Annotated in this window: 17 protein-coding genes and 1 tRNA gene; 5 read left to right on the top strand and 13 right to left on the bottom strand. The window is 42.6% G+C overall.

Translation table 11 applies throughout. The features are described from left to right. Positions 1 to 143 precede the first annotated feature (143 nt). Positions 144 to 845, bottom strand: coding sequence for a phosphoribosylanthranilate isomerase (locus HCZ91_RS12580; RefSeq protein WP_346342198.1), 702 nt, complete (start codon positions 843 to 845; stop codon positions 144 to 146). A 171-nt stretch (positions 846 to 1,016) separates the two neighbouring features. Between HCZ91_RS12580 and HCZ91_RS12575 the strand changes: the two genes are divergently transcribed. Beyond that, the gene (locus tag HCZ91_RS12575) at positions 1,017 to 2,633 is read left to right on the top strand and encodes an FAD-binding domain-containing protein (protein ID WP_179799643.1); all 1,617 of its coding nucleotides are present in this window, start codon (positions 1,017 to 1,019) and stop codon (positions 2,631 to 2,633) included. A 21-nt stretch (positions 2,634 to 2,654) separates the two neighbouring features. On the opposite strand, the gene HCZ91_RS12570 is transcribed toward HCZ91_RS12575, so the two are convergent. Then, positions 2,655 to 3,395, bottom strand: coding sequence for a DUF4230 domain-containing protein (locus HCZ91_RS12570; RefSeq protein ID WP_179799642.1), 741 nt, complete (start codon positions 3,393 to 3,395; stop codon positions 2,655 to 2,657). Between the two features lie 593 nt (positions 3,396 to 3,988). Between HCZ91_RS12570 and HCZ91_RS12565 the strand changes: the two genes are divergently transcribed. Then, complete coding sequence (locus HCZ91_RS12565; protein WP_179799641.1) at positions 3,989 to 5,707, top strand: proline--tRNA ligase; 1,719 nt, start codon at positions 3,989 to 3,991, stop codon at positions 5,705 to 5,707. A 123-nt stretch (positions 5,708 to 5,830) separates the two neighbouring features. On the opposite strand, the gene queF is transcribed toward HCZ91_RS12565, so the two are convergent. The 4 genes from queF to HCZ91_RS12545 all read right to left on the bottom strand — a co-directional run bounded on the left by queF (position 5,831) and on the right by HCZ91_RS12545 (position 9,523). Continuing rightward, positions 5,831 to 6,715, bottom strand: coding sequence for an NADPH-dependent 7-cyano-7-deazaguanine reductase QueF (gene queF / locus HCZ91_RS12560; RefSeq protein ID WP_179799640.1), 885 nt, complete (start codon positions 6,713 to 6,715; stop codon positions 5,831 to 5,833). Between the two features lie 68 nt (positions 6,716 to 6,783). Beyond that, a complete protein-coding gene (locus tag HCZ91_RS12555) occupies positions 6,784 to 7,557 on the bottom strand; it encodes an ABC transporter permease (RefSeq protein ID WP_057762348.1) in 774 nt (257 codons plus the stop codon). A 29-nt stretch (positions 7,558 to 7,586) separates the two neighbouring features. Then, positions 7,587 to 8,549 (bottom strand): ABC transporter ATP-binding protein, encoded by a 963-nt coding sequence (locus HCZ91_RS12550; RefSeq protein ID WP_179799639.1) that lies wholly within the window; start codon positions 8,547 to 8,549, stop codon positions 7,587 to 7,589. A gap of 317 nt (positions 8,550 to 8,866) precedes the next feature. Next, a complete protein-coding gene (locus tag HCZ91_RS12545; protein ID WP_179799638.1) occupies positions 8,867 to 9,523 on the bottom strand; it encodes a c-type cytochrome in 657 nt (218 codons plus the stop codon). A 352-nt stretch (positions 9,524 to 9,875) separates the two neighbouring features. Between HCZ91_RS12545 and HCZ91_RS12540 the strand changes: the two genes are divergently transcribed. Next, positions 9,876 to 9,952 (top strand) — tRNA-Arg (locus tag HCZ91_RS12540). A gap of 242 nt (positions 9,953 to 10,194) precedes the next feature. On the opposite strand, the gene HCZ91_RS12535 is transcribed toward HCZ91_RS12540, so the two are convergent. After that, on the bottom strand, positions 10,195 to 10,557 hold the full coding sequence (locus HCZ91_RS12535; RefSeq protein WP_102091131.1) for a hypothetical protein: 363 nt from the start codon (positions 10,555 to 10,557) through the stop codon (positions 10,195 to 10,197). Positions 10,558 to 10,592: 35 nt separating this feature from the next. On the opposite strand from HCZ91_RS12535, the gene HCZ91_RS12530 reads away from it, so the two are divergent. Beyond that, the gene (locus HCZ91_RS12530; RefSeq protein WP_179799637.1) at positions 10,593 to 11,393 is read left to right on the top strand and encodes an NAD-dependent deacylase; all 801 of its coding nucleotides are present in this window, start codon (positions 10,593 to 10,595) and stop codon (positions 11,391 to 11,393) included. 102 nt (positions 11,394 to 11,495) lie between these two features. Here the strand turns inward: HCZ91_RS12530 and HCZ91_RS12525 are convergent, their stop codons facing one another. The 4 genes from HCZ91_RS12525 to HCZ91_RS12510 form a co-directional block, all read right to left on the bottom strand. Continuing rightward, complete coding sequence (locus HCZ91_RS12525) at positions 11,496 to 12,494, bottom strand: adenosine deaminase (protein ID WP_179799636.1); 999 nt, start codon at positions 12,492 to 12,494, stop codon at positions 11,496 to 11,498. 200 nt (positions 12,495 to 12,694) lie between these two features. After that, complete coding sequence (locus HCZ91_RS12520) at positions 12,695 to 13,219, bottom strand: TPM domain-containing protein (RefSeq protein ID WP_101204947.1); 525 nt, start codon at positions 13,217 to 13,219, stop codon at positions 12,695 to 12,697. Positions 13,220 to 13,290: 71 nt separating this feature from the next. Then, entirely contained in the window at positions 13,291 to 14,475 is a 1,185-nt protein-coding gene (locus HCZ91_RS12515) for a TPM domain-containing protein (RefSeq protein WP_179799635.1), read from the bottom strand. 129 nt (positions 14,476 to 14,604) lie between these two features. Then, on the bottom strand, positions 14,605 to 15,237 hold the full coding sequence (locus tag HCZ91_RS12510; protein ID WP_057758539.1) for a LemA family protein: 633 nt from the start codon (positions 15,235 to 15,237) through the stop codon (positions 14,605 to 14,607). A 955-nt stretch (positions 15,238 to 16,192) separates the two neighbouring features. On the opposite strand from HCZ91_RS12510, the gene HCZ91_RS12505 reads away from it, so the two are divergent. Next, entirely contained in the window at positions 16,193 to 17,740 is a 1,548-nt protein-coding gene (locus tag HCZ91_RS12505) for an alanine/glycine:cation symporter family protein (protein ID WP_179799634.1), read from the top strand. Positions 17,741 to 18,198: 458 nt separating this feature from the next. On the opposite strand, the gene HCZ91_RS12500 is transcribed toward HCZ91_RS12505, so the two are convergent. After that, the gene (locus tag HCZ91_RS12500; RefSeq protein ID WP_057758535.1) at positions 18,199 to 18,804 is read right to left on the bottom strand and encodes a fasciclin domain-containing protein; all 606 of its coding nucleotides are present in this window, start codon (positions 18,802 to 18,804) and stop codon (positions 18,199 to 18,201) included. Between the two features lie 422 nt (positions 18,805 to 19,226). Then, the gene (locus HCZ91_RS12495; RefSeq protein ID WP_179799633.1) at positions 19,227 to 19,781 is read right to left on the bottom strand and encodes a fasciclin domain-containing protein; all 555 of its coding nucleotides are present in this window, start codon (positions 19,779 to 19,781) and stop codon (positions 19,227 to 19,229) included. Between the last annotated feature and the right edge of the window lie 427 nt (positions 19,782 to 20,208).

Here is a 20,208-nt window from a genome sequence, read left to right as displayed (position 1 = left end):
TAAGTGGTATTTTTTGGATAACTTTAGATAAATAGAGAAAAAATAATAAAAGGGATAACAATCTAATAAGATTTAAGCAGAAAAATCGGAATAACGATCAACTAAGCAGATTATGTATAGCAAACAACTTGATACAAACACACTTAGATAACGCCAGTGACCGTAGCGTTTTGCCATCGATCGCGCTTGACTGATTTCATAAAGGCACGCATTTTGGCAGCGTCCTTTTTACCTTTATCAACTTCAATACCACCGCTCACATCGACGCCATAGATAGGCAAATCTAACGTAGCGGCAACATTATCGGCATCGAGACCACCTGCCAATATGATCGGCAGTGCACTGTCATGAGGAATGAGACTCCAGTCAAAACGCTGCCCTGTACCGCCGTATGCATCTTGATGATAGGCATCAAGTAAAATACTACTGGCACCTGCAGTCGCAAATTGAGCAATTTGGGCACGAACGCTATCGAGGGTGTCTTGCTCTGTATTGATACGCAATGCTTTGATCCAGCGCTTATTGACCATACCTGCCAGCTGCTGGCACTGCTCAGGCGTCTCGTCACCATGGAACTGGATAATATCAAAAGAGACATTGTTTGCTAATTTGCTCAGCTCATCTTCAGGCATATTGACCACCAACGCCACCACGCTGACAAAAGCAGGTACGGCATCGCTCAGAGTTTGCGCCTGCTCTATCGTGACCGCACGTGGACTTGGTGGATAAAACACCAAACCCACTGCATCTGCACCTAGCTGTGCCGCAGTCTGTATATCACTAAGCTGAGTAAACCCGCAAAACTTAACGTGCATTTTGTGACCTTGCGTTTCATGGTACTGAATATGACACCGATTATAGCGGCATCAGATAAGTTCAAGCTAAAGATAAATCGTTAGATGTGATGAGGTTTTGTTAACCTAACGGCAAAGCCATTGCATCCAAAAACTTATCCTAGCATACTTTTATCCTTAGTTTTGTTTATGATTGCGATTGATTAATATAGGGATACTTTGATGTCTAAGACTGCACAGACAGCCGCTACTGATACTGGCGACAATGCTACTAGCAAAAATCCACCGCATTACTTGATGTGGTTTCGTCGTGACCTACGTATCCATGACAATACCGCTTTAGCAGCGCTTTGTGAACGTGCAAAAGAAGACGACGCTTCAGTGTCTGCCATATTCTTTTTAACCCCTGAGCAGTGGCAAGCGCATGATACGTCCCTTGTACAAGTTGATCATATTGCTCGCACGCTACCTATTCTAGCAAAGGAGTTGCAATCGCAACTGAACATCACTTTAACAGTACAGCTCTGCCCAAGCTTTACTGACTGTATAGAGGCGCTCACGACTTTTTGCAATGACAATGAAATCAGCTGCGTCATGGCCAATCACGAGTATGAAGGAAATGAGATTGATCGTGATGAACAATTAAGCAAACAACTTGCAAAAGGCGATATCGAGTTCGTCCGCTGGCATGACCAATGCATTTTGCCACCAAAAACTATCACGACCAATGATGGCGATAGTATGTATAAGGTTTTTACGCCGTTTTATAAAAAATGGCGACATACATTGGACGTCAGCACCATTCAAATGCATGAAGCACCCGCAGTGAATAGCGATTATAAAATCAAACTACCATCATCGCAAACGTTTGCCAATACAATCGACGATATCAAAGCACTAAATGAAAAAATGCTGAGTGACTATCAGCAGACATTAGAAAAGAACGAGTCATTGCAACATATCAATATAATAGCTCAGCTTGACCAAGCAAGAGACGCTTATCCTGCAGGTGAGTCTTCCGCCTGCCAGCGTCTAGAGGCATTCGTCGATGATGATATCAATGATTATGATGTAAGCCGTGATGTCCCCCATCTGCATGCAACCAGTCAGCTATCGGCTTACCTCACCATAGGCTCTATCAGTCCTAGATTATGCTATCTACAGGCGAGCAAAGCACAAGAAAATCTACACGGTAATGACGGTGATAATGAAGACATCAATCGCTGGATAAGTGAGCTTGCGTGGCGAGACTTTTATCGCCATGTACTGGTCGAAAAACCAAATCTGATTCGTCATAAGGCTTATAAAGAAGAGACTGACACTAAGATTCATTGGTCATATGACAATGATGATTTTGAGACATGGTGTACTGGTAAGACAGGCGTGCCATTAGTCGATGCAGCGATGCGCTGTCTTAATGCTACTGGGTTTATGCACAATCGATTGCGGATGGTTACAGCGATGTTTTTGACCAAAGACTTATTGATTGATTGGCGCTTGGGTGAGCGCTACTTTATGCAACAGCTGATCGATGGGGACTTTGCGTCCAACAATGGCGGCTGGCAATGGAGCGCGTCGACAGGTACTGACTCAGCGCCCTACTTCCGTATTATGAACCCCTTTAGCCAAGCCAATACGCATGATCCTAAAGCTCTGTTTATTAAAACTTGGCTACCAGAGTTAAAGGACATTCCTAACAGTATCTTGCACAACGAAGATAAGATGCGTAAAGAGCTGGCAAAAGGTGGTAAGTTTGCCGATGTCGACTATCCTGCGCCAATGGTCGAGCATAAATCGGCACGCAAGCTAGCTATTGCTGAGTTTAAAAAAGAGGCTTAATTTTAGAAAATAACTAGCAGACTAGCCATTGGTAGTGACTGGCAATTGACACGCGCCTGCACCCTGAGTGGTAACCGTCACTACTGCTCCCGTGAGTGCAAATAGCTGCTGCAACTGCGTTTGCGCATTTTGCAGTGCCATATTCATGACATCACCTCGGCAGGCACGCTCAAGCACTTCTTTTTTTGCCATGGTCTGTGCTTGTGCCAATATCTTAGGATCGACTTGCATCATGCCAAAAGCCCCTGTCTGCCAGTCATAAATCTCGATATCATCCAGATATACTGAAAATATCTCTGTAGGCGGCAAAGTAATATTGATTTGCGGCATAGTGGCAGCTAGTGAGTTGGCATCAGCTACTTGCTCTTCGTCTGCATTAGCTTGAGCAGGTTGCACCACTTGTACCATCTCAGGTGTCAACGCACTCAGATCAACGCCTGCCTCTACGCGACCATGAGCGATAAACAAGGCCTTTTGCTCGTCTTGCCACAGTTTCATCCAGCTCCCGGGTCGCTCGCTCGTAATCACTGTATCGACACTGAATGCGACGGTATGTAAGCGATTTAACTGCTGAATTTGCGTAACCACCCCTTCGCGAGTAATAGTTTCTATTGGCGCTTCTTCTGGTTTGTTTTGCGCGCTATAAATAGCAAAGACAATCGCTACTAAGCCAATGAGTAATATCACCCACGACATTGTCGCAATAGGACGTTTCTCAGGTTTTTGAGTGGCTTTAGCGTTATTCATATCAGGATTATCCATAGAAGCTACCTTTATAATGTTGCATCGTTTGGTAAGGCTAAAAGCGTTGTAAAAACGGAACAGATGCTTATTCTATAGATGCGACTATTGTGCAGTAACTTCAAGTAATAGCTACCATTCCTCTACATAACTTTATGCATAAACCTCTACGCAATCATCTTAATAAACTGTCGCCAAAATAAGCAGTGCTTTCGCTATAAAATCATATGAATAGCTCAATTATTTATCCCTTATTGAAGCCTTTGTGTCACGTTCGGTCTGAAAAGACAAAAAGTCATTGCGTCTTAGGCGAACTTTACCTAACATAGTCAGATTGTATGAATAAAATGTCAGTCTTGAAGCATTTATCAGGGTTTTGACCTGAATATATTGCGTTTTTGGCATATTGATACATCAAATCAAATTTGCCTCTCTTTTCTGAGAGTGGTTTTTACTGATGTGCTTTGTATATAAGCAGATTGGTAACTAGGAAATACCCTAGATTATTGCTAAGTGATAAAGGTAAGCTTGCGGCGGCAATGAAACGATTAGCCATACGCTCAACATCCTACTATTTCTTATTTTTTTATCGTTGATAAGGTTACGCTTTATTTATGAAAGCCAGTCAATTTTTATTTGCCACACTAAAAGAAACCCCAAGTGATGCCGACATCGCCTCAAGCCAATTGATGGTCCGTGCTGGTCTTATCCGCAAGATTGCTTCTGGATTGTATATTTGGTTGCCTATGGGTCTGCGCGTCTTACAAAAGGTCGAACGTATTGTTCGTGAAGAGATGCAAAACGTCGGCGCACAAGAAGTGCTTATGCCAATGACTCAGCCTGCTGAACTTTGGCAAACGACCGGACGTTTTGATGATTATGGTCCTGAGTTATTGCGCTTCAAAGACCGTCATGATCGCGACTTTGTGCTTGGTCCAACGCACGAAGAAGTCATCACCAATCTAGCACAAGGCGAGCTACGTAGTTATAAACAACTACCGATTACTTTCTTTCAGATTCAAGGTAAATTCCGTGACGAGATTCGTCCACGCTTCGGTGTGATGCGCGCCCGTGAATTCACCATGAAAGATGCTTACTCTTTCCATGTGGATCAAGCCTCATTGGCCAAGACTTACCATGATATGTATGACGCTTATACACGCATCTTTACCCGCTTGGGCTTAGATTTCCGTGCGGTACAAGCAGATACAGGCTCTATCGGTGGCTTTGCTTCACATGAGTTCCATGTATTGGCAGATAGCGGTGAAGACGATATTGCGTTTTCGGACTCATCTGACTATGCAGCCAACGTTGAGCTAGCAGAATCTGTCAGCACCGCTGAGCGTCAACCGCCAAAAATGGAGCGTGAAGACGTTCTGACCGAAGGCATGACCAGCTGTAAAATGGTTGCTGAACACTTGGACATCCCGTTAGAAACGACGGTTAAAACCTTGATCGTTCATGGTCATACTGAGAATGATGAGCCACAACTGATTGCTATCGTGTTGCGAGGCGATCATCAGCTCAATACTATCAAAGCGGAGAAAATTGAAGAAGCCAACGTACCATTGACGTTAGCGTCTGACGAAGAGCTAAAAGCGGCAGGTCTGCACAAAGGCTATATCGGCGTTAATTTAGATATGCCTGTATTCGTTGATCGTTCAGCAGCTGCGTTGTCAGATTTTGTTTGCGGTGCCAATGAAGTGAATAAACATACTATCGGTATGAACTGGGCACGTGATACTCGCATTACTCGCATCGTTGATGTGCGCAATGTACAAGAAGGCGACCCGTCTCCTGATGGTAAAGGCAGCCTAAAAATCAAACGCGGTATCGAAGTCGGTCATATATTCCAGTTGGGTGATAAATACTCACAAGCGATGAACTGTACGGTTTCTGGTGAAGATGGCAAACCTGTCACCTTGATGATGGGCTGTTATGGTATTGGCGTTAGCCGTATCATTGCCGCTGCTATTGAGCAGAACAATGATGAAAACGGCATCATGTGGCCAAAAACACCAACGGTTGATGATTCAATCGCTCCTTTTGAAGTCGCCATCATCCCGATGAAATCTAAAGAAGAGACGGTCATGCAGACGGCAACCGCCCTGTATGAAGAGTTAAAATCTCAAGGCATCAACGTACTACTGGACGATCGTAACGAGCGCCCAGGCGTTAAGTTTGCTGATCTTGAGTTGATTGGTATACCGCATCGTATTGTAGTTTCAGACCGTAACTTGGCTGAAGACAAGTATGAGTACGTCAATCGTCGTGAAGCCGAAAAGCAAATGCTAAGCCGTGAAGAAGTCATGGCAAAAGTAAGCGGTAAATAGTTTTACGAGTAAAGACTATATAACAAAAAGCGCCTATCTCACATGATGAGATAGGCGCTTTTTTATGGGCTTAAAAACTATTTAACATTGTATTTTTATTAACATTGTATTTTTAGCGAGAACTTACTGACGGATTAAACGGCTTGGCTTAGGCAATAGACTGATATCACTAACACGACAAGGATTGATATCGATACCACCGCGGCGCGTATACCATGCCCGTACCATTAGCACGCTTGGCTGATAGTATTGGCTCAAATCAGCAAATATCTGCTCAACACACTGCTCATGAAAACCATTGTGCTGACGGAAGCTCAATATATAGCGCAGCATATTTGCATTATTAAAAGGCTTATCAGTCGTAATCGATACGGCCAACGTGCCCCAATCTGGTTGATTGGTCACTGGGCAATTACTACGCAGTAGATTGGAATAAAAGGTATACGGCTGCGTACCATCACTTGCCACACTTTCGTCGCTCGTCTCTATTTCGTTTTGACTCAGCAATGACGCATCAGGATGTTCCGTTAACGCAACTTTATCCGTGCTATCTGCTAATGCCTCATCAATACAAACACCCTCAGGCTGAGCGATCAATAACGCTGTTTCGTTACCATTTAAATCATCATTCAAGCCAAATAATGCTACCTGTACGTCTGTTTGCAAACAAGCTGACAAGTCTTTCGCAATCAACGCTTGTACGTCATTCCAACTGGCAAACTCGGTAAAGTTAATACTATTCAAATATAACTTAAGCGATTTTGATTCTACGATAAACGGTGAGCTAGCAGGGATACTAAAGCGTGCAATCGCTACTTGCGAGATACCTTGCGAGTTTAACCAAGAGATCTCAAAAGCCTGCCACCAATCGACACCAACAGCTAGCTTGTCGTCTTGCCAACCAATCGCATCACGTCCCATGCTACGCGCAATCGGATATAGCGTCTCTGGGCTATACTCAGTTAGATAGTCTGTAGTTTGCTCACCCAAGATACCGTGAATACTCATCTGTCTTCCTAATATTAAACCGTTTAAAATTTGCTCTAAATAATAATATGCTTAGCGAATCATATACACTATAAACGCACGCGCGATCCGTTACTTAGCAAGCGATAAGCGATGGTATAAAATATCGCACAGAACACAAAAATAGCCGCCATTGAATACCAAACATTGACATCAGAGTAGCCAAGAATACCGTAACGGAATGAGTTGACCATATAGACGATAGGGTTCAGTAGTGAGATATTCTGCCAAAATGGCGATAAATTCTCCATCGAATAAAACACACCGCCAAGATAGGTCAATGGCGTCAATACAAAGCTTGGGATGATAGAGATATCATCAAATGAGCGTGCAAATACCGCATTGATAAAGCCGCCTAATGAAAACAAGATAGACGTGCCAAGTACCGTAAATACAGTCACAAATAAATGCTCGATACCAAGATCGGTAAAGAACAGCGCCACTATCGAGACAATCACACCGATAGCCAGTCCACGGAAGATACCACCACTGATATAACCCATCAAAATAGCATGCTTAGATACGGGTGAGACCAAAAGCTCTTCGATACTAGACGTAAATTTGGCACTAAAAAAGCTTGAGACCACGTTAGAGTAACTGTTGGTGATGATCGACATCATGATCAAACCAGGCACGATAAACTGCATATAAGGTACGCCGCCCATCTCACCCACGCGCGAGCCAATCATTTTACCGAAGATGACAAAATACAGACTCATTGTGATAACTGGTGGTAGTAATGTCTGCGGCCAGATACGTAAAATACGGCGCACTTCTTTGAACCAAATAGTACGAAACGCAATCCACTTCTTACTTAATGACATTGTTTTATTATGATCGATTAGTTCCTGACTCATAATCCCGCCTCCTTCATGCTATCTGCACTCTGAATATTTTTGTCTACTAAGCGCATAAACAACTCTTCTAGTCGGTTAGCTTTATTGCGCATACTCGCCACACTGATACCTTTATTAGACAACTGATCAAAGACACCGTTTAGTGACTCACCTTCTGTCAAGGTAACTTCTAGCGTTTGCTCATCTGGCTGCGAGACCCCTGTCACTCCCGTCAAAGCCAACTGCTCAGTGAGCGGCGTATCCAAATCAAATACAAACGTCTCTACCGACAACTGCGCCAGTAGCTCCTTCATTTCTGTATTGATTCGAATCTCACCATGATCCAAGATCGCAATGCGTTTACATAATTGTTCAGCTTCTTCGAGATAATGAGTCGTCAGAATAATAGTGGTGTTTTCTTCGATATTAATCTGCTGCATAAACTCCCACATCGAGCGGCGAAGCTCGATATCGACACCCGCCGTTGGCTCATCTAGAATCAATAGTTTTGGTTTGTGAATTAAGGCACGGGCAATCATCAAGCGGCGTTTCATACCACCAGATAGTTCACGTGATTTGCTATCACGCTTATCCCACAGTCCCAATGCTGTAAGTAACCTTTTTGCCCTTGGTTTGGCTTCTTTTGCCGGAATACCAAAATAACCCGCTTGTGTAATTAGGATATCTTCGACTTTTTCGAACATATTAAAGTTAAATTCTTGCGGTACAACGCCAAGGTATTGCTTGGCAATCGAAGGGTTCTCTAATAGATCTGTACCAAAAATATGGACGCTACCGGTGGTTGGCTTAAACAATGAGCTGATAATACCAATCATAGTAGATTTACCTGCGCCGTTTGGCCCAAGTAACGCAAAGAATCCACCTTGTGGTACCGTTAAATCAACCCCTTTTAATGCCGAAAACCCATTGTCGTAGGTTTTGGATAGGTTTTTTATGGAGAGTGCTGGTGCATCAGACATGAAGACCTCTTTATTTGTTATCAATTTATATAAAATGCGATTTTAGAATAATAGGCCGTGTTGAACATTCGACTATCACTATCATATAGGCAGAAGCCGTATAAGAATGTTCAACACACTCTACTCTCTAAAGGTGACAATGTACGGTAATAAACGAACTAATCTCATAAAATGAGGCTACTCATAACGAATTTCAACTGCCTTATATTCGAAGTACCATATTAATAATACTCATCATGAAAAAGCGCCTATCTCATCGCTGAAATAGGCGCTTTATAGATAACTATCGTAAAAGCTTGGAAGGTAATCAACGAAGATTAGCTTGCTTCTGCGACCATATAATCTACGGCATTTTGAACTTCTTCATCAGGAATGTCCGCGCCACCTTTGGCAGGCATCGCATTGAAACCATTGATAGCATGGGTATATAGCGTATCTTTACCTTTTGCGATACGTGGGCCCCAAGCGCCAGCATCACCAAAGATAGGAGAGCCTAGCAAGCCTGCTGTATGACAAGTATGGCATACGGCGTTATATACCGCTTTACCGTCACGAGGACCGTCGCCAGCAGCTGGGCCAGATGAGCGTGCCGTTACGTCACAAGCTTCACCATCTTCAAAACAGATATTGGCAACAGGCTGGATACGCGCAATCAGATTAGGATACAAAGCAATTAGCTTCTGTACTTGCGGCGTATCTTGTGGAATTGGCTCTTCATCAGCGGCAGGCGCTGCAGCAGCAGTTTCTTCACCTTCTGCTGGATCGGCTTCGTCAGTGGACGCAGCACCATCTGTCGTATCTGCAGCAGCTTGGGTATCGTCACCTAGCGTTTCAGGAGCAGCTTCTACGACCTCTTGGCCTTCTGCTACGTCTGACGCAGTTACAGGAGTGTCTACAACATCTTCAGCTTGGCTCACCGCGATACTAGCGATTCCTAGAATGGCAGCTGCCGATAACATAACTACTTTTCTCATTCGTCACGTTCTCTTATTACGTATACAAGGACTAGCACGGCTCGGACATTCTGTCTGTCCTCCTTTGACGACCTCTAAGTCTTCAATAGCAGACAGCCATCCCGCGTGCCAGCGCACTTGCAATCGGTGATTATAAATATGAATTCTCCCCAACATTATAAGGGAAAAGGCAGGTAAATTGCCATGCTTGTTTAATGACTTGGCTGTTTTTTCTTAAAAAACCTCAATCGCGACTGTCATTTATTGGCTTTATGCTTTTTATTTGTTAGACTAAGCGGTCTTTATTTCTAGACACCTTATGCTAATTATCATGCGCATCTAAGCGTGACAGTCAGACATATCGTTATCGTATGCGCTCGTAGCTCAGTTGGATAGAGTATCGGTCTCCGAAGCCGAGGGTCGTGGGTTCGATTCCCGCCGAGCGCACCAATCATATTGTTTATAACCTCGCTCTACCCTTCCCTTAGTACTATCTTAAACTACCTATAATAATTAAACCTACATATCAAAATGTTTGCGGTTTTTCTGTGCTTGTATACTTCTAATGCTCTCACCTATAGTCGATTCAGCATAATCTGGATACAAGGAAGCCGAGTGAAAGTACTACAAGTAGTAGACTGAGCAAGACTGACACCGTAGCCAATTTATAGAGGATTGACTATATAGCAAAATTACTCTGCATCTTGCAAATTGGCAGTCAATTGAGCACGGCTAGGTATACGGTGATAATTAATCACTGGCACATCACCCAAACGGCGCTGACCCTCAGCAATCTTTTTATCAATCGTAATCATCGCAATTTTTTTATCTTGTTTGCTAACGAGCAAATGATTTGCCTTACGTGTGACTCGATAATCAGCAAAATGCTGTTTTAATATCGCTGATGTTTTTTGCAGCGCATCATTCGGTGTTGCATTTTTTGATTTTGCGCCGCTATGCTTTTCGCCTGCTTTTGCACCGCGCGATTTTGCCACAAACCATAAAACTGCGATGACAGCGAACAATATGACAAGCCACCAAATTCCGTCTATCATAAGTAAAAATATCCATTATTAGCAAGGGTTGGCTCATGTTAGCAGAATTATCACCAGCGTTAATAGCAGAAGTAAAACTTGCAGCACAACTACTGGCATCGAAACAGCGTATTTGTATTTTGACTGGGGCTGGTATTTCAGCAGAAAGCGGCATCCCAACGTTTCGAGATAAGCAAACAGGACTGTGGGAAAACTACGGAGTCGAAGACTTAGCCACCCCTGAAGCGTTCACACGTGATCCAAGGCTAGTGTGGTCATGGTATCAATGGCGTCGGCAAATGGTCGCAGACAAAGCGCCAAATCCAGCCCATCATGCGTTGGCTCAGTGGCAGTATCATGCGCAAACCTCCGATCAGCAGGTGACACTTATCACCCAAAATGTCGATGATTTGCACGAGCAAGCTGGTAGCGCGGTGACTCACCTGCATGGTCATCTGTGGCGTAACCGCTGTGGTCAGTGTGAGATACCCTATCAAGATCAATCGAGAGCATCGTACGATAATCAAGGCACTATGAGCTTTGATGAATCACTGCTTAACTGTCCGCATTGCGACGGTTATATTAGACCAGATATTGTTTGGTTTGGCGAAGCTCTACCTGTACAGGCATGGCAGACTGCCGAAGAAGCTGCAGCTAATTGCGAGGTGTTTATCAGTATCGGTACCTCAAGCTTGGTTTATCCTGCTGCTGGATTGGCACAATCAGCCAAACAGAATGGCGCGCAAGTTATTGAGATAAACCCTGATCCAACACCAAATACCATCGTCGATATCACATTAGCAGAAAAGGCTGGAGTAATACTACCACTGCTTATAGCAGAGATTACTACTTTATAAACGCTACTACTTATAAACATTGCTGCATGACAGACAATAAAAAAGGCTTAACGATTTATATAAACCGTTAGGCCTTTGCTATTAAAAACAAGCTCGTTAAAGTTATTTCAATGCAAGATCAACTCTCGCTAAGTAAGCTTCTTTTAACTCATCACTGATAAATGCCGATTTAAACGAGTTTTTTACCAAAGTAATAACATCGTCTTCCGTAATCGGTAAATTTTCATATAGATTGATAAAGTTTTGATTCACGTAGCCTTTGAAATACGCTGGATCATCTGAGTTAACGCTGATATTTAGACCATAGTCTAAAAGCTCTTTAATATTGTGCTCTTTATAAGTCTCAAAGACTTTTAGCTCGATATTTGAGTTCGGGCAAACCGTCAGTGGCATCTGCTCATCTTTAAGTCTTTGCATCAACTCTGGGCTTTTTATAGACTGCACACCATGATCGATTCTATTGATATTCAATAGGTCTAATGCTTCGTAGATATATGAAAAGTCTGCTTCTTCGCCTGCATGAGCGACCAACTTAAAGCCTTCTTCTTTGGCTTTTTGGAAGACTTCTTTGAATTTCGATGGTGGGTTACCCAATTCTGATGAATCAAGACCAACACCGATGATGTCATCTTTATAATCCAGTGCTTGATCTAATGTCTCAAACGCTTCTTCTTGCGATAGATGACGCAAGAAACACATGATGATGCATGATGTAATACCGTATTTTGCTTTGGCATCGGCGAGTGCTTCTTTGATACCTGTGATGACCGCTTCAAAAGGTACGCCGCGTTCGGTATGCGTCTGCGGATCAAAGAATATTTCTGTGTGGATGACATTGTCTTCAACACATCTAAGAATATATTCCCACGTCAAATCATAGAAATCATCCTTTGTAAGCAGGACGTTGGCACCCGTATAGTAAATATCTAAAAAGGTCTGTAGATTGGTGAAGTTATAAGCACTGCGTACATCTTCGATATCTTTATAAGGTATCTCTACGTTGTTCTTTTTGGCCAGTCTAAACATCAGCTCAGGCTCTAACGAACCTTCAATGTGTAGATGAAGTTCAGCTTTCGGTAGTTTTTTTATTAATTCAATCATAGTATTCCAATAATGATGGTATCGAGACGAGCCCTAGTAGATATTGCACAGTAGGATAATCAAACTGTATATAAGGCATTATCTGTCCCAGAAGAGTTATTTTAACACTAAAAGCATATCGCCTAAAACAAACCCCTTTGACCGTATAGATAAGCTACTTATAAAAGCAACCTTCTTAATACAACCATATAAGGCGCAAACTACTTTAAAAATACCACTGTATCGGACAGCTCATTGCCTTCTGGATCATGCTCTAGATGATAGTATTGACGTAACACCTGCCCCACTTCGTCTAGCAGTTCAGCCAAGCTCTCTTCTGTCTTTTGAGTAGCAATACCAGATACTGCCTTTTCGCACATTGCATTCCATACTGTTGGACTCACATGAGCGCTGATACCTCGGTCTGCGACAATCTCTAGTTTACGCTCGCATACATTGACATAGATCAAGACGCCCGTATTTTCTTCCGTGTCCCAGACGCGATATTCGCTAAACAAATCAATCGCACGCTCACGGCAGTTCATGCGATAAGCTTCTTGGATAGGCAGATGGTTTTCTACAATTAAGAACACCTCACCACGATGCCCACGTTCGGCTCGTGTCACAGCATCTGTTAAACGCGCCTTAGATTCTGTTGTTAGCCACTTACTATGTAATAAAGGGACGAACAAAACTTGACGCCACCAGCGGGCAAAACTGGGGTTTGAAGCGTTGTCTTCTACCATTATATTATTTCCTCAAGTACGCCGTTTTCGATGGTTATGTAGAGTTTATTTTGTTTGCGTGTGTGGAATACTTACCACGAGCCACCTGCGCCGCCGCCGCCGAAACCACCGCCGCCGCCGCCAAAGCCCCCGCCTCCGAAACCACCACCGCCAAAGCCGCCTCCACTGCCGCCGCCCATACCGGGCAAGAAAATCATGCCGCCTCTGCGCCCACCTTTACCGCCGCCGCCTTTTCCACCGCCACCGCCGCGTGAGATCAAAAACATCCAGATAAAGATTGCCATAATCAGCGTCATGAAGAAGCCGCCGCCTAAGGCTATCGAACCTGCAAAAAACCCGCCAGCGGTAATGATAGAACCAAATACTCGGCCCAATATATTCGTAATAAAGCTACCAAAAATCATCGCCATGATAAATAAGAAAATAGGTGACGGCAGCTCGTCTGAGCTTTGCTGAGCAGTACGTTCTGCGGCTTGTGCATCAGCACGGGCTAAGACTTCAGGATCAGCAGTTAGGCGTGTTTTGAGCGCTTCAACGCCAGCGATTATCCCCGCACCATAGTTATTTTGCTTAAATAACGGTGTGATATCTTCGCGAATGACACGATTGACTGCCGCATCGGGCAAGACGCCTTCTAGTCCATAACCCGTTAGAATATACATATCACGGTCATTGACAGCAACGACAATCAGCAGGCCATCATCGATAGCTTCATCACCCAGTTCCCACTTCTCAGCAACTTGCAAGGCATAATCAAATATTGGTACGCCATTGGTAGTTGGTACGATAACCACCGCTGCTTGTGCTAACCCCTGCTGATAAATACTTCTAAGCTGCGCCTCTAGACGTAGCTTTTCTTGAGGATTTAAAATATTGGCTTGATCAACGACTGGTTCATTGAGTATCAACTTATCAGCGTCAATACCCTCGGCACTGGAGCGTACAGGTGGCTGAGCGGTTGTTTGAGCATTGGTTGTATCATTTGCTGTGCTTTGGTTATCTGCGTTTTGATTGATAGCGTCGTTGCCGAGCACCGCTTCATTGATGGCATCATTATTTAATACAGCATCATTGATTGCTTCGTTAGACTCTCCTGCTTTAGCAACGGCCACCAACTCTTCGACACTACGGTTTTGCAGATTCGAGGTGCTATCTGTCGCCACCGCTGTATCATTGGGTGCAGCGTGCAATGCAGGCACGCTGACGACACCTAACGTAAACAGTAATGCTGATAAGATTGCTTTTGAATTATTCATCTAATCTATACCACCTCAGATAACATCTTTACCAATTGATAGACTCTAACTAATCATCATTGAACCATTAGCTAAATAAACAGAGCTGCCTATGCCGCTCTATTGCTATTGTCACATTAATTCTAAATTTTATTCAGCAGACTTTTCTGTAGAGTCGCCAAAATCAACACTTGGTGCGGTTGAAATCGCTTCCTCATTAGCCACACTAAAGTTGGGCTTAGTATCCATCCCAAATACTTTTGCAGTGATGTTGGTTGGGAACTGACGCACCGTTGTATTGTATCCCTGCACTTCTTGTATATAACGGTTACGAGCCACAGCAATACGGTTCTCAGTACCTTCTAACTGCGCTTGCAGGTCCTGAAACAGTGCATCTGATTTTAGATCTGGATAACGCTCAGACACTGCCATCAAACGTGACAATGCCCCTGTCATCTGCTCTTGCGCTGCTGCATAACGCTCCATCGCTTCTGGATCATTGAGTACTTCTGGCGTTACCGTGATACCGCCCGCACGTGAGCGAGCTTCTGCCACTTGGGTGAAGACCTCTTGCTCTTGCTCAGCATACTGCTGTACGACTTTGACTAAGTTTGGCACCAAATCAGAACGACGCTGATACTGGTTGACCACTTCTGACCATGAAGCAGTGACCTGCTCATCTTGTGCTTGCAGGTTGTTATAGCCACAGCCACTTAGACCGACTGTAGAGGTTGTCAATAAAGCGGCTAGCAACATCGGCTTCATAATAGATTTACGCGTCATTGTTGATTCTCCTAATAATGATAAATAACAAATATCCAGTACCACGTTTTTAATATTTTTAAGTTTCTTAGTATTCATACGGCAGTCATGCGCTCTATATATTGTATATCTGCGCATCACTCTATCAGCATGATATCAAAAGAAGTTGTCCTAATGATGGCGTTATATACGGCTTTTTACAATTGACCGTTACCAAAACACAACCGCATAGCGTCAACGATAACGCGTTTTTATCATGATAGATATAGAGCAAAAATCTAGCAGTCTAGAGTAATCAGACTAAATGTTATGAAAGTACAAACAATTATTTATATATTATGCAAATCTTGCTAATGTATCAGCCAAATAAAATACGAATATATCTACCGTCTACAAAGAAATTTCTAGTAATTAGTACAAAAATATGGCAAATTGCAGTTACGTAGCCGTACGGTTTGAATACATTTGGTAGTGGACTTATAGTTTGATTAGTATTAGCGAGTTGTTAATTTCTTAATAAAAACATCAATTAACTGTCAAATTATCGCTAAATACTGTCAATTCGCCATACCAGTCATGTATTTATTCAAGACAGCTCATAGTAAGTTGAATGCCATCATGGTGATGGATATTTAATTATATAACCGCCTGTTTTATCCGCCGGTCAACTTATGACTCATCTGATGTATAACATGATGATAGAAGACCGCAGTAGTTGAGGTTGTAGAATAATAGTAAACGCAGCTGATATTTATATTGTCAGTGATAAGCGCTATGCAAATAGTCCGTATTACTGATGAGATACGCGGGTAAATACAGACAACTACAGTCCATCCTTGGTGGCCAAGCACATGAGACTTAGACAACAAATAAGTCGATGCAGAGACTTTAACTGCTTAACTTAAATAAGTAAGTTAACCAGTTAGTTTACTCCTAGCAAACAGTGCCACCTTGAGACAGTACTAGGAACATAAATATGGAAGGTTTAGTTAACTTAGTAAATGGAATTATTTGGAGCCCAGCGCTGATTTATCTCTGCTTGGGTGCCGGTCTGTTCTATTCCATTATGACGCGCTTTGTACAAGTACGTCTATTCGGTGAGATGATCAAACTCCTATTCACTGGTAAATCTAGTGCACAGGGTATCTCATCATTTCAGGCACTTGCCGTCTCACTCGCCGGTCGTGTGGGTATGGGTAACATCGCTGGGGTAGCTGCTGCTATCGGCTTCGGTGGCCCAGGTGCCGTTTTCTGGATGTGGATCGTAGCCTTCCTAGGCGCATCTACAGCCTATGTCGAATCTACTCTTGCTCAGATTTACAAAGAAAAAGATGTGGTAACTGGCGAATATCGCGGTGGCCCAGCTTATTACTTTGAACGTGCCCTTGGTCAAAAATGGTACGGTATCCTCTTCGCAATCGCTTCTATTTTATCATGTGGTATGTTCTTACCTGGTGTACAGGCGAACGGTGTTATCAGTGCATTTGCACAGGTAATGGGCGAAGGTACGATCATGAACGTTGCAGGCCTAGAAGTTGGCTCTATGCGTTTGGTCGGCTTGGCTATCATCTTAGTCGTGCTAGGTATCATCATTTTCGGTGGTATTAAGCGTATTGCAACCTTTACTGAGTTTGCAGTACCTTTCATGGCATTAGGTTATATTGCCCTAGCGCTAATCATCATGTTCAGCAACTTCAGCTTGATTCCAGATGTGTTTGGTATGATCGTTGGTGATGCATTCACTGCACAAGCAGGTTTTGGTGCTGCTATCGGTTGGGGTGTGAAACGTGGTATCTACTCCAACGAAGCTGGTCAGGGTACAGGTCCTCACGCTGCTGCTGCTGCTGAAGTTGAGCATCCATCACAGCAGGGTCTCGTTCAGGCATTCTCAGTATATGTTGATACATTACTAGTATGTTCTGCTACTGCATTCATGATCTTGTCTACTGGTATGTATAACATTCAAGGTACGCTACCAGATGGTCAGTTCATCGTACAGAACGTCGCCGCTGCTACTGAAATCAATGCTCCTGCTTTCACGCAAATGGCAATGGAATCTGTATACGGTACGTTTGGTAATGTCTTTATCGCAATCGCTGTATTCTTCTTTGCCTTTACAACAATTCTGGCTTACTACTACATCGCTGAAGTCAACGTCGCTTACTTAACACGCTTCCTTGGTCGTAGTGCGAACAGAACTGGTCTATTCCTAGTGAAAATTCTTATCATGGCGATGGTTGCTTATGGTGGTCTAAACTCAGCTGGTTATATCTGGGCAATCGGTGATATCGGTGTTGGTCTTATGGCTTGGCTTAACATTGTTGGTATTCTTGTCATCTTCATCGTGGCTCGTCCAACACTTACTATGCTTAAAGACTATGAAGCTCAGCGTAAAGCTGGCGTCACTCGCTATAGTTTTGATCCTGCTAAATTCGGTATCAAAAACGCACCGTATTGGGAAGAGCGTCATCTAGCACAGCAAAAAAGCATGAACGCTGATCCATTACGTAAAGATAAAGTGTAAGTCGATTTAGTAAGGTTACTATTTAATCTTATTGAATAAATAAAAAGCCCGAGACTATAGTCTCGGGCTTTTTTGTTTGGATAGTTTTCCACACCACTACAGAATAGCTTACCGAAAAAACATCAAAGCCCACGTTCATAAGAACTGATTTAATACCTTAAAACTGCCCTTTTATCTTCTAAAGTTAAGCTGTATTTTAAGTAACGTATAACTGTTATTTTATCTTTTGCTTGTCTTCTTTATAGAGCTCGCTTTAGCATTTTATAACCTTATTTTAATTAGGTAGCCGCACACGTATAGTTAACCCATAGCTTATCTCATCGCTTAAACTTCTGCGCCTTAACTTCCCTATTCTTGATTTCTGCGTCCTTAATTCATAGACGTAAGAAAGCCTAGCACGATGGCTAGGCTTTCTTTAACTAACTTATAGATTATAAATCTACGCGTTAATAAATAGCTTATTCAGGCATTAATACTGCATCGATAGTATGAACCACACCATTGGTTGCCATGATATCTGTACCAGTGATATTTGCTGTGTTACCAGTAGCATCAGTAATTACATTGTCTTCACTGATAGTAATGGTTTTACCATTCGCCGTTTCAATCTCAGTACCGTATGGGATATCAGCCGCTTTAACTTCCATTGCTAGCACATGGTAAGGAAGGACAGTTTTTAGCAAGTCTGTATTGGCCAATAACTCTTCTTTAGTCACACCTAGTTTTTCTAATACTGGCGCAAACGCATCATCAGTTGGGGCAAATACAGTATGCTTAGTTTCTTCCATTAGCATAGTATCAAGACCAGCAGCCTGTAGCGCAGCGGTTAAAATAGTTAGGTTTTCGTTTTCTGCTGCGATTTCAGCGATAGTTTGAGTCGCTTCCATATCCATTTCGGCCATTGGTTCTGCTTCAACAGCTTCTGTCTCAGCAACTGGCTCAACTGCCATTTCTTCAGTGGCTTCTGGTTCAGTTGGCTCTGCAACAGTTTCAGTATCGTTACACGCTGCTAGTGACATGGCTGCGGTTACAACTGCGATAGATAACAAGTTCTTCTTTAACATAGGTAATTCCTTTTTGGATAAATAATTGATTAAGGGGTTTATTTAAATTAATAACTTTCGATAAATATAATGATGACCAATGATTGATAAATGTATCAATTACTTAGTCATACTATTTAGTCCGTTATATTGATAGTTCTCAGTCTAACTGTTTAATTTTCAAATGGTATTTACTTAGGTAGCAACACTGTATCAATCACGTATATAGCATTGTTTGCTTGTATATCAGTTATTGCGATATTTGAGACAAAATGCTGTTGATTAACTACTTTTAGATGTCTGTTTTAAAATTCAAACCTAAACAGAAACTTATATAGATCAAACCCTAAATTCTAAAACAGCCATTGTCTGATAATGAAATCATCACAAACAATGGCTGTTTAGTCTTGCAATAAATACAGTTGATATGCCTCAGCTAATACTTATTTAGGCAACAACACTCTATCGATTACATGGACAACACCATTGTTGGCAGCGATATCAGTCTTCACGATATTCGTTGTGCGACCGTTTTCATCCATTAATTTGCCTTCTTTGGTTACCATCAACGTGTCTTTACTAGCGGTCATCACGTTGCCAGGCTTCACATCTTTGGCATACATAGCCATATCACCCGCGATTACGTGATAACCCAATACTTTGGTCAATAATGGCTTATTGGCAAATAACTGTGCTTTGGTCATACCTGTTTCTTGTAATGCTTGCATAAAGGCAGCATTGGTCGGTGCAAATACCGTATAGTGAGCATTAGGATCAGACAACATATCAACTAGACCTGCTGCTTGTACCGCTTCTACCAATACTGAAAAATCAGGATTGCTTTGCGCAATTTGTACAACATTCATCTTAGCCATACTCTGACTGTGCATTGGTGCTTTCATATCACCTGTCTTCGCTGGCATCATATTATTACAAGCACTTAGACCTGCGATTGAGATAGCCAATGTACCGATGGTGGCAATTTTAGTAAGTTTCATAACATTTTCCTTAATGATTTGAATTTCTTTGACGTTGGTATTGTTTCAACTATGATATTACTGTCCTACAGATCGTCTTGCCTGCTAATGCCATTTGCTCACCATACCGTACTACTAACACTGATACTCTTGGTGCCAGTTACTGCTAATAAATGAGCCTATATTTATAAGTAGGACTTACTAGAACCTTGTATTTCTGAAATTAAATTAACATGTAAGCCATCTTTATCAACCTGACTTTGCGCAATTTTTTGTGGTATGGGTGTAAATTCTGTCTGACTTCTGAGCATTCCCGTTGGCTTTCATTTGCAAAAGAAAAGCTTTATGTAAGCCCTTAGCGAAATGATATTCATTTGTGCGTATCTGCTTTATGAAATAGACTCTATTATCTTGCTTTGTTACTTGGCTCTCCTCTTATTTATCTATT

This window comes from Psychrobacter sp. BI730 (assembly GCF_013414195.1).
GTDB lineage: Bacteria > Pseudomonadota > Gammaproteobacteria > Pseudomonadales > Moraxellaceae > Psychrobacter.
Note: the sequence above shows the minus strand (reverse complement) of the source record. Positions and strands in the feature narration are given on the sequence as shown.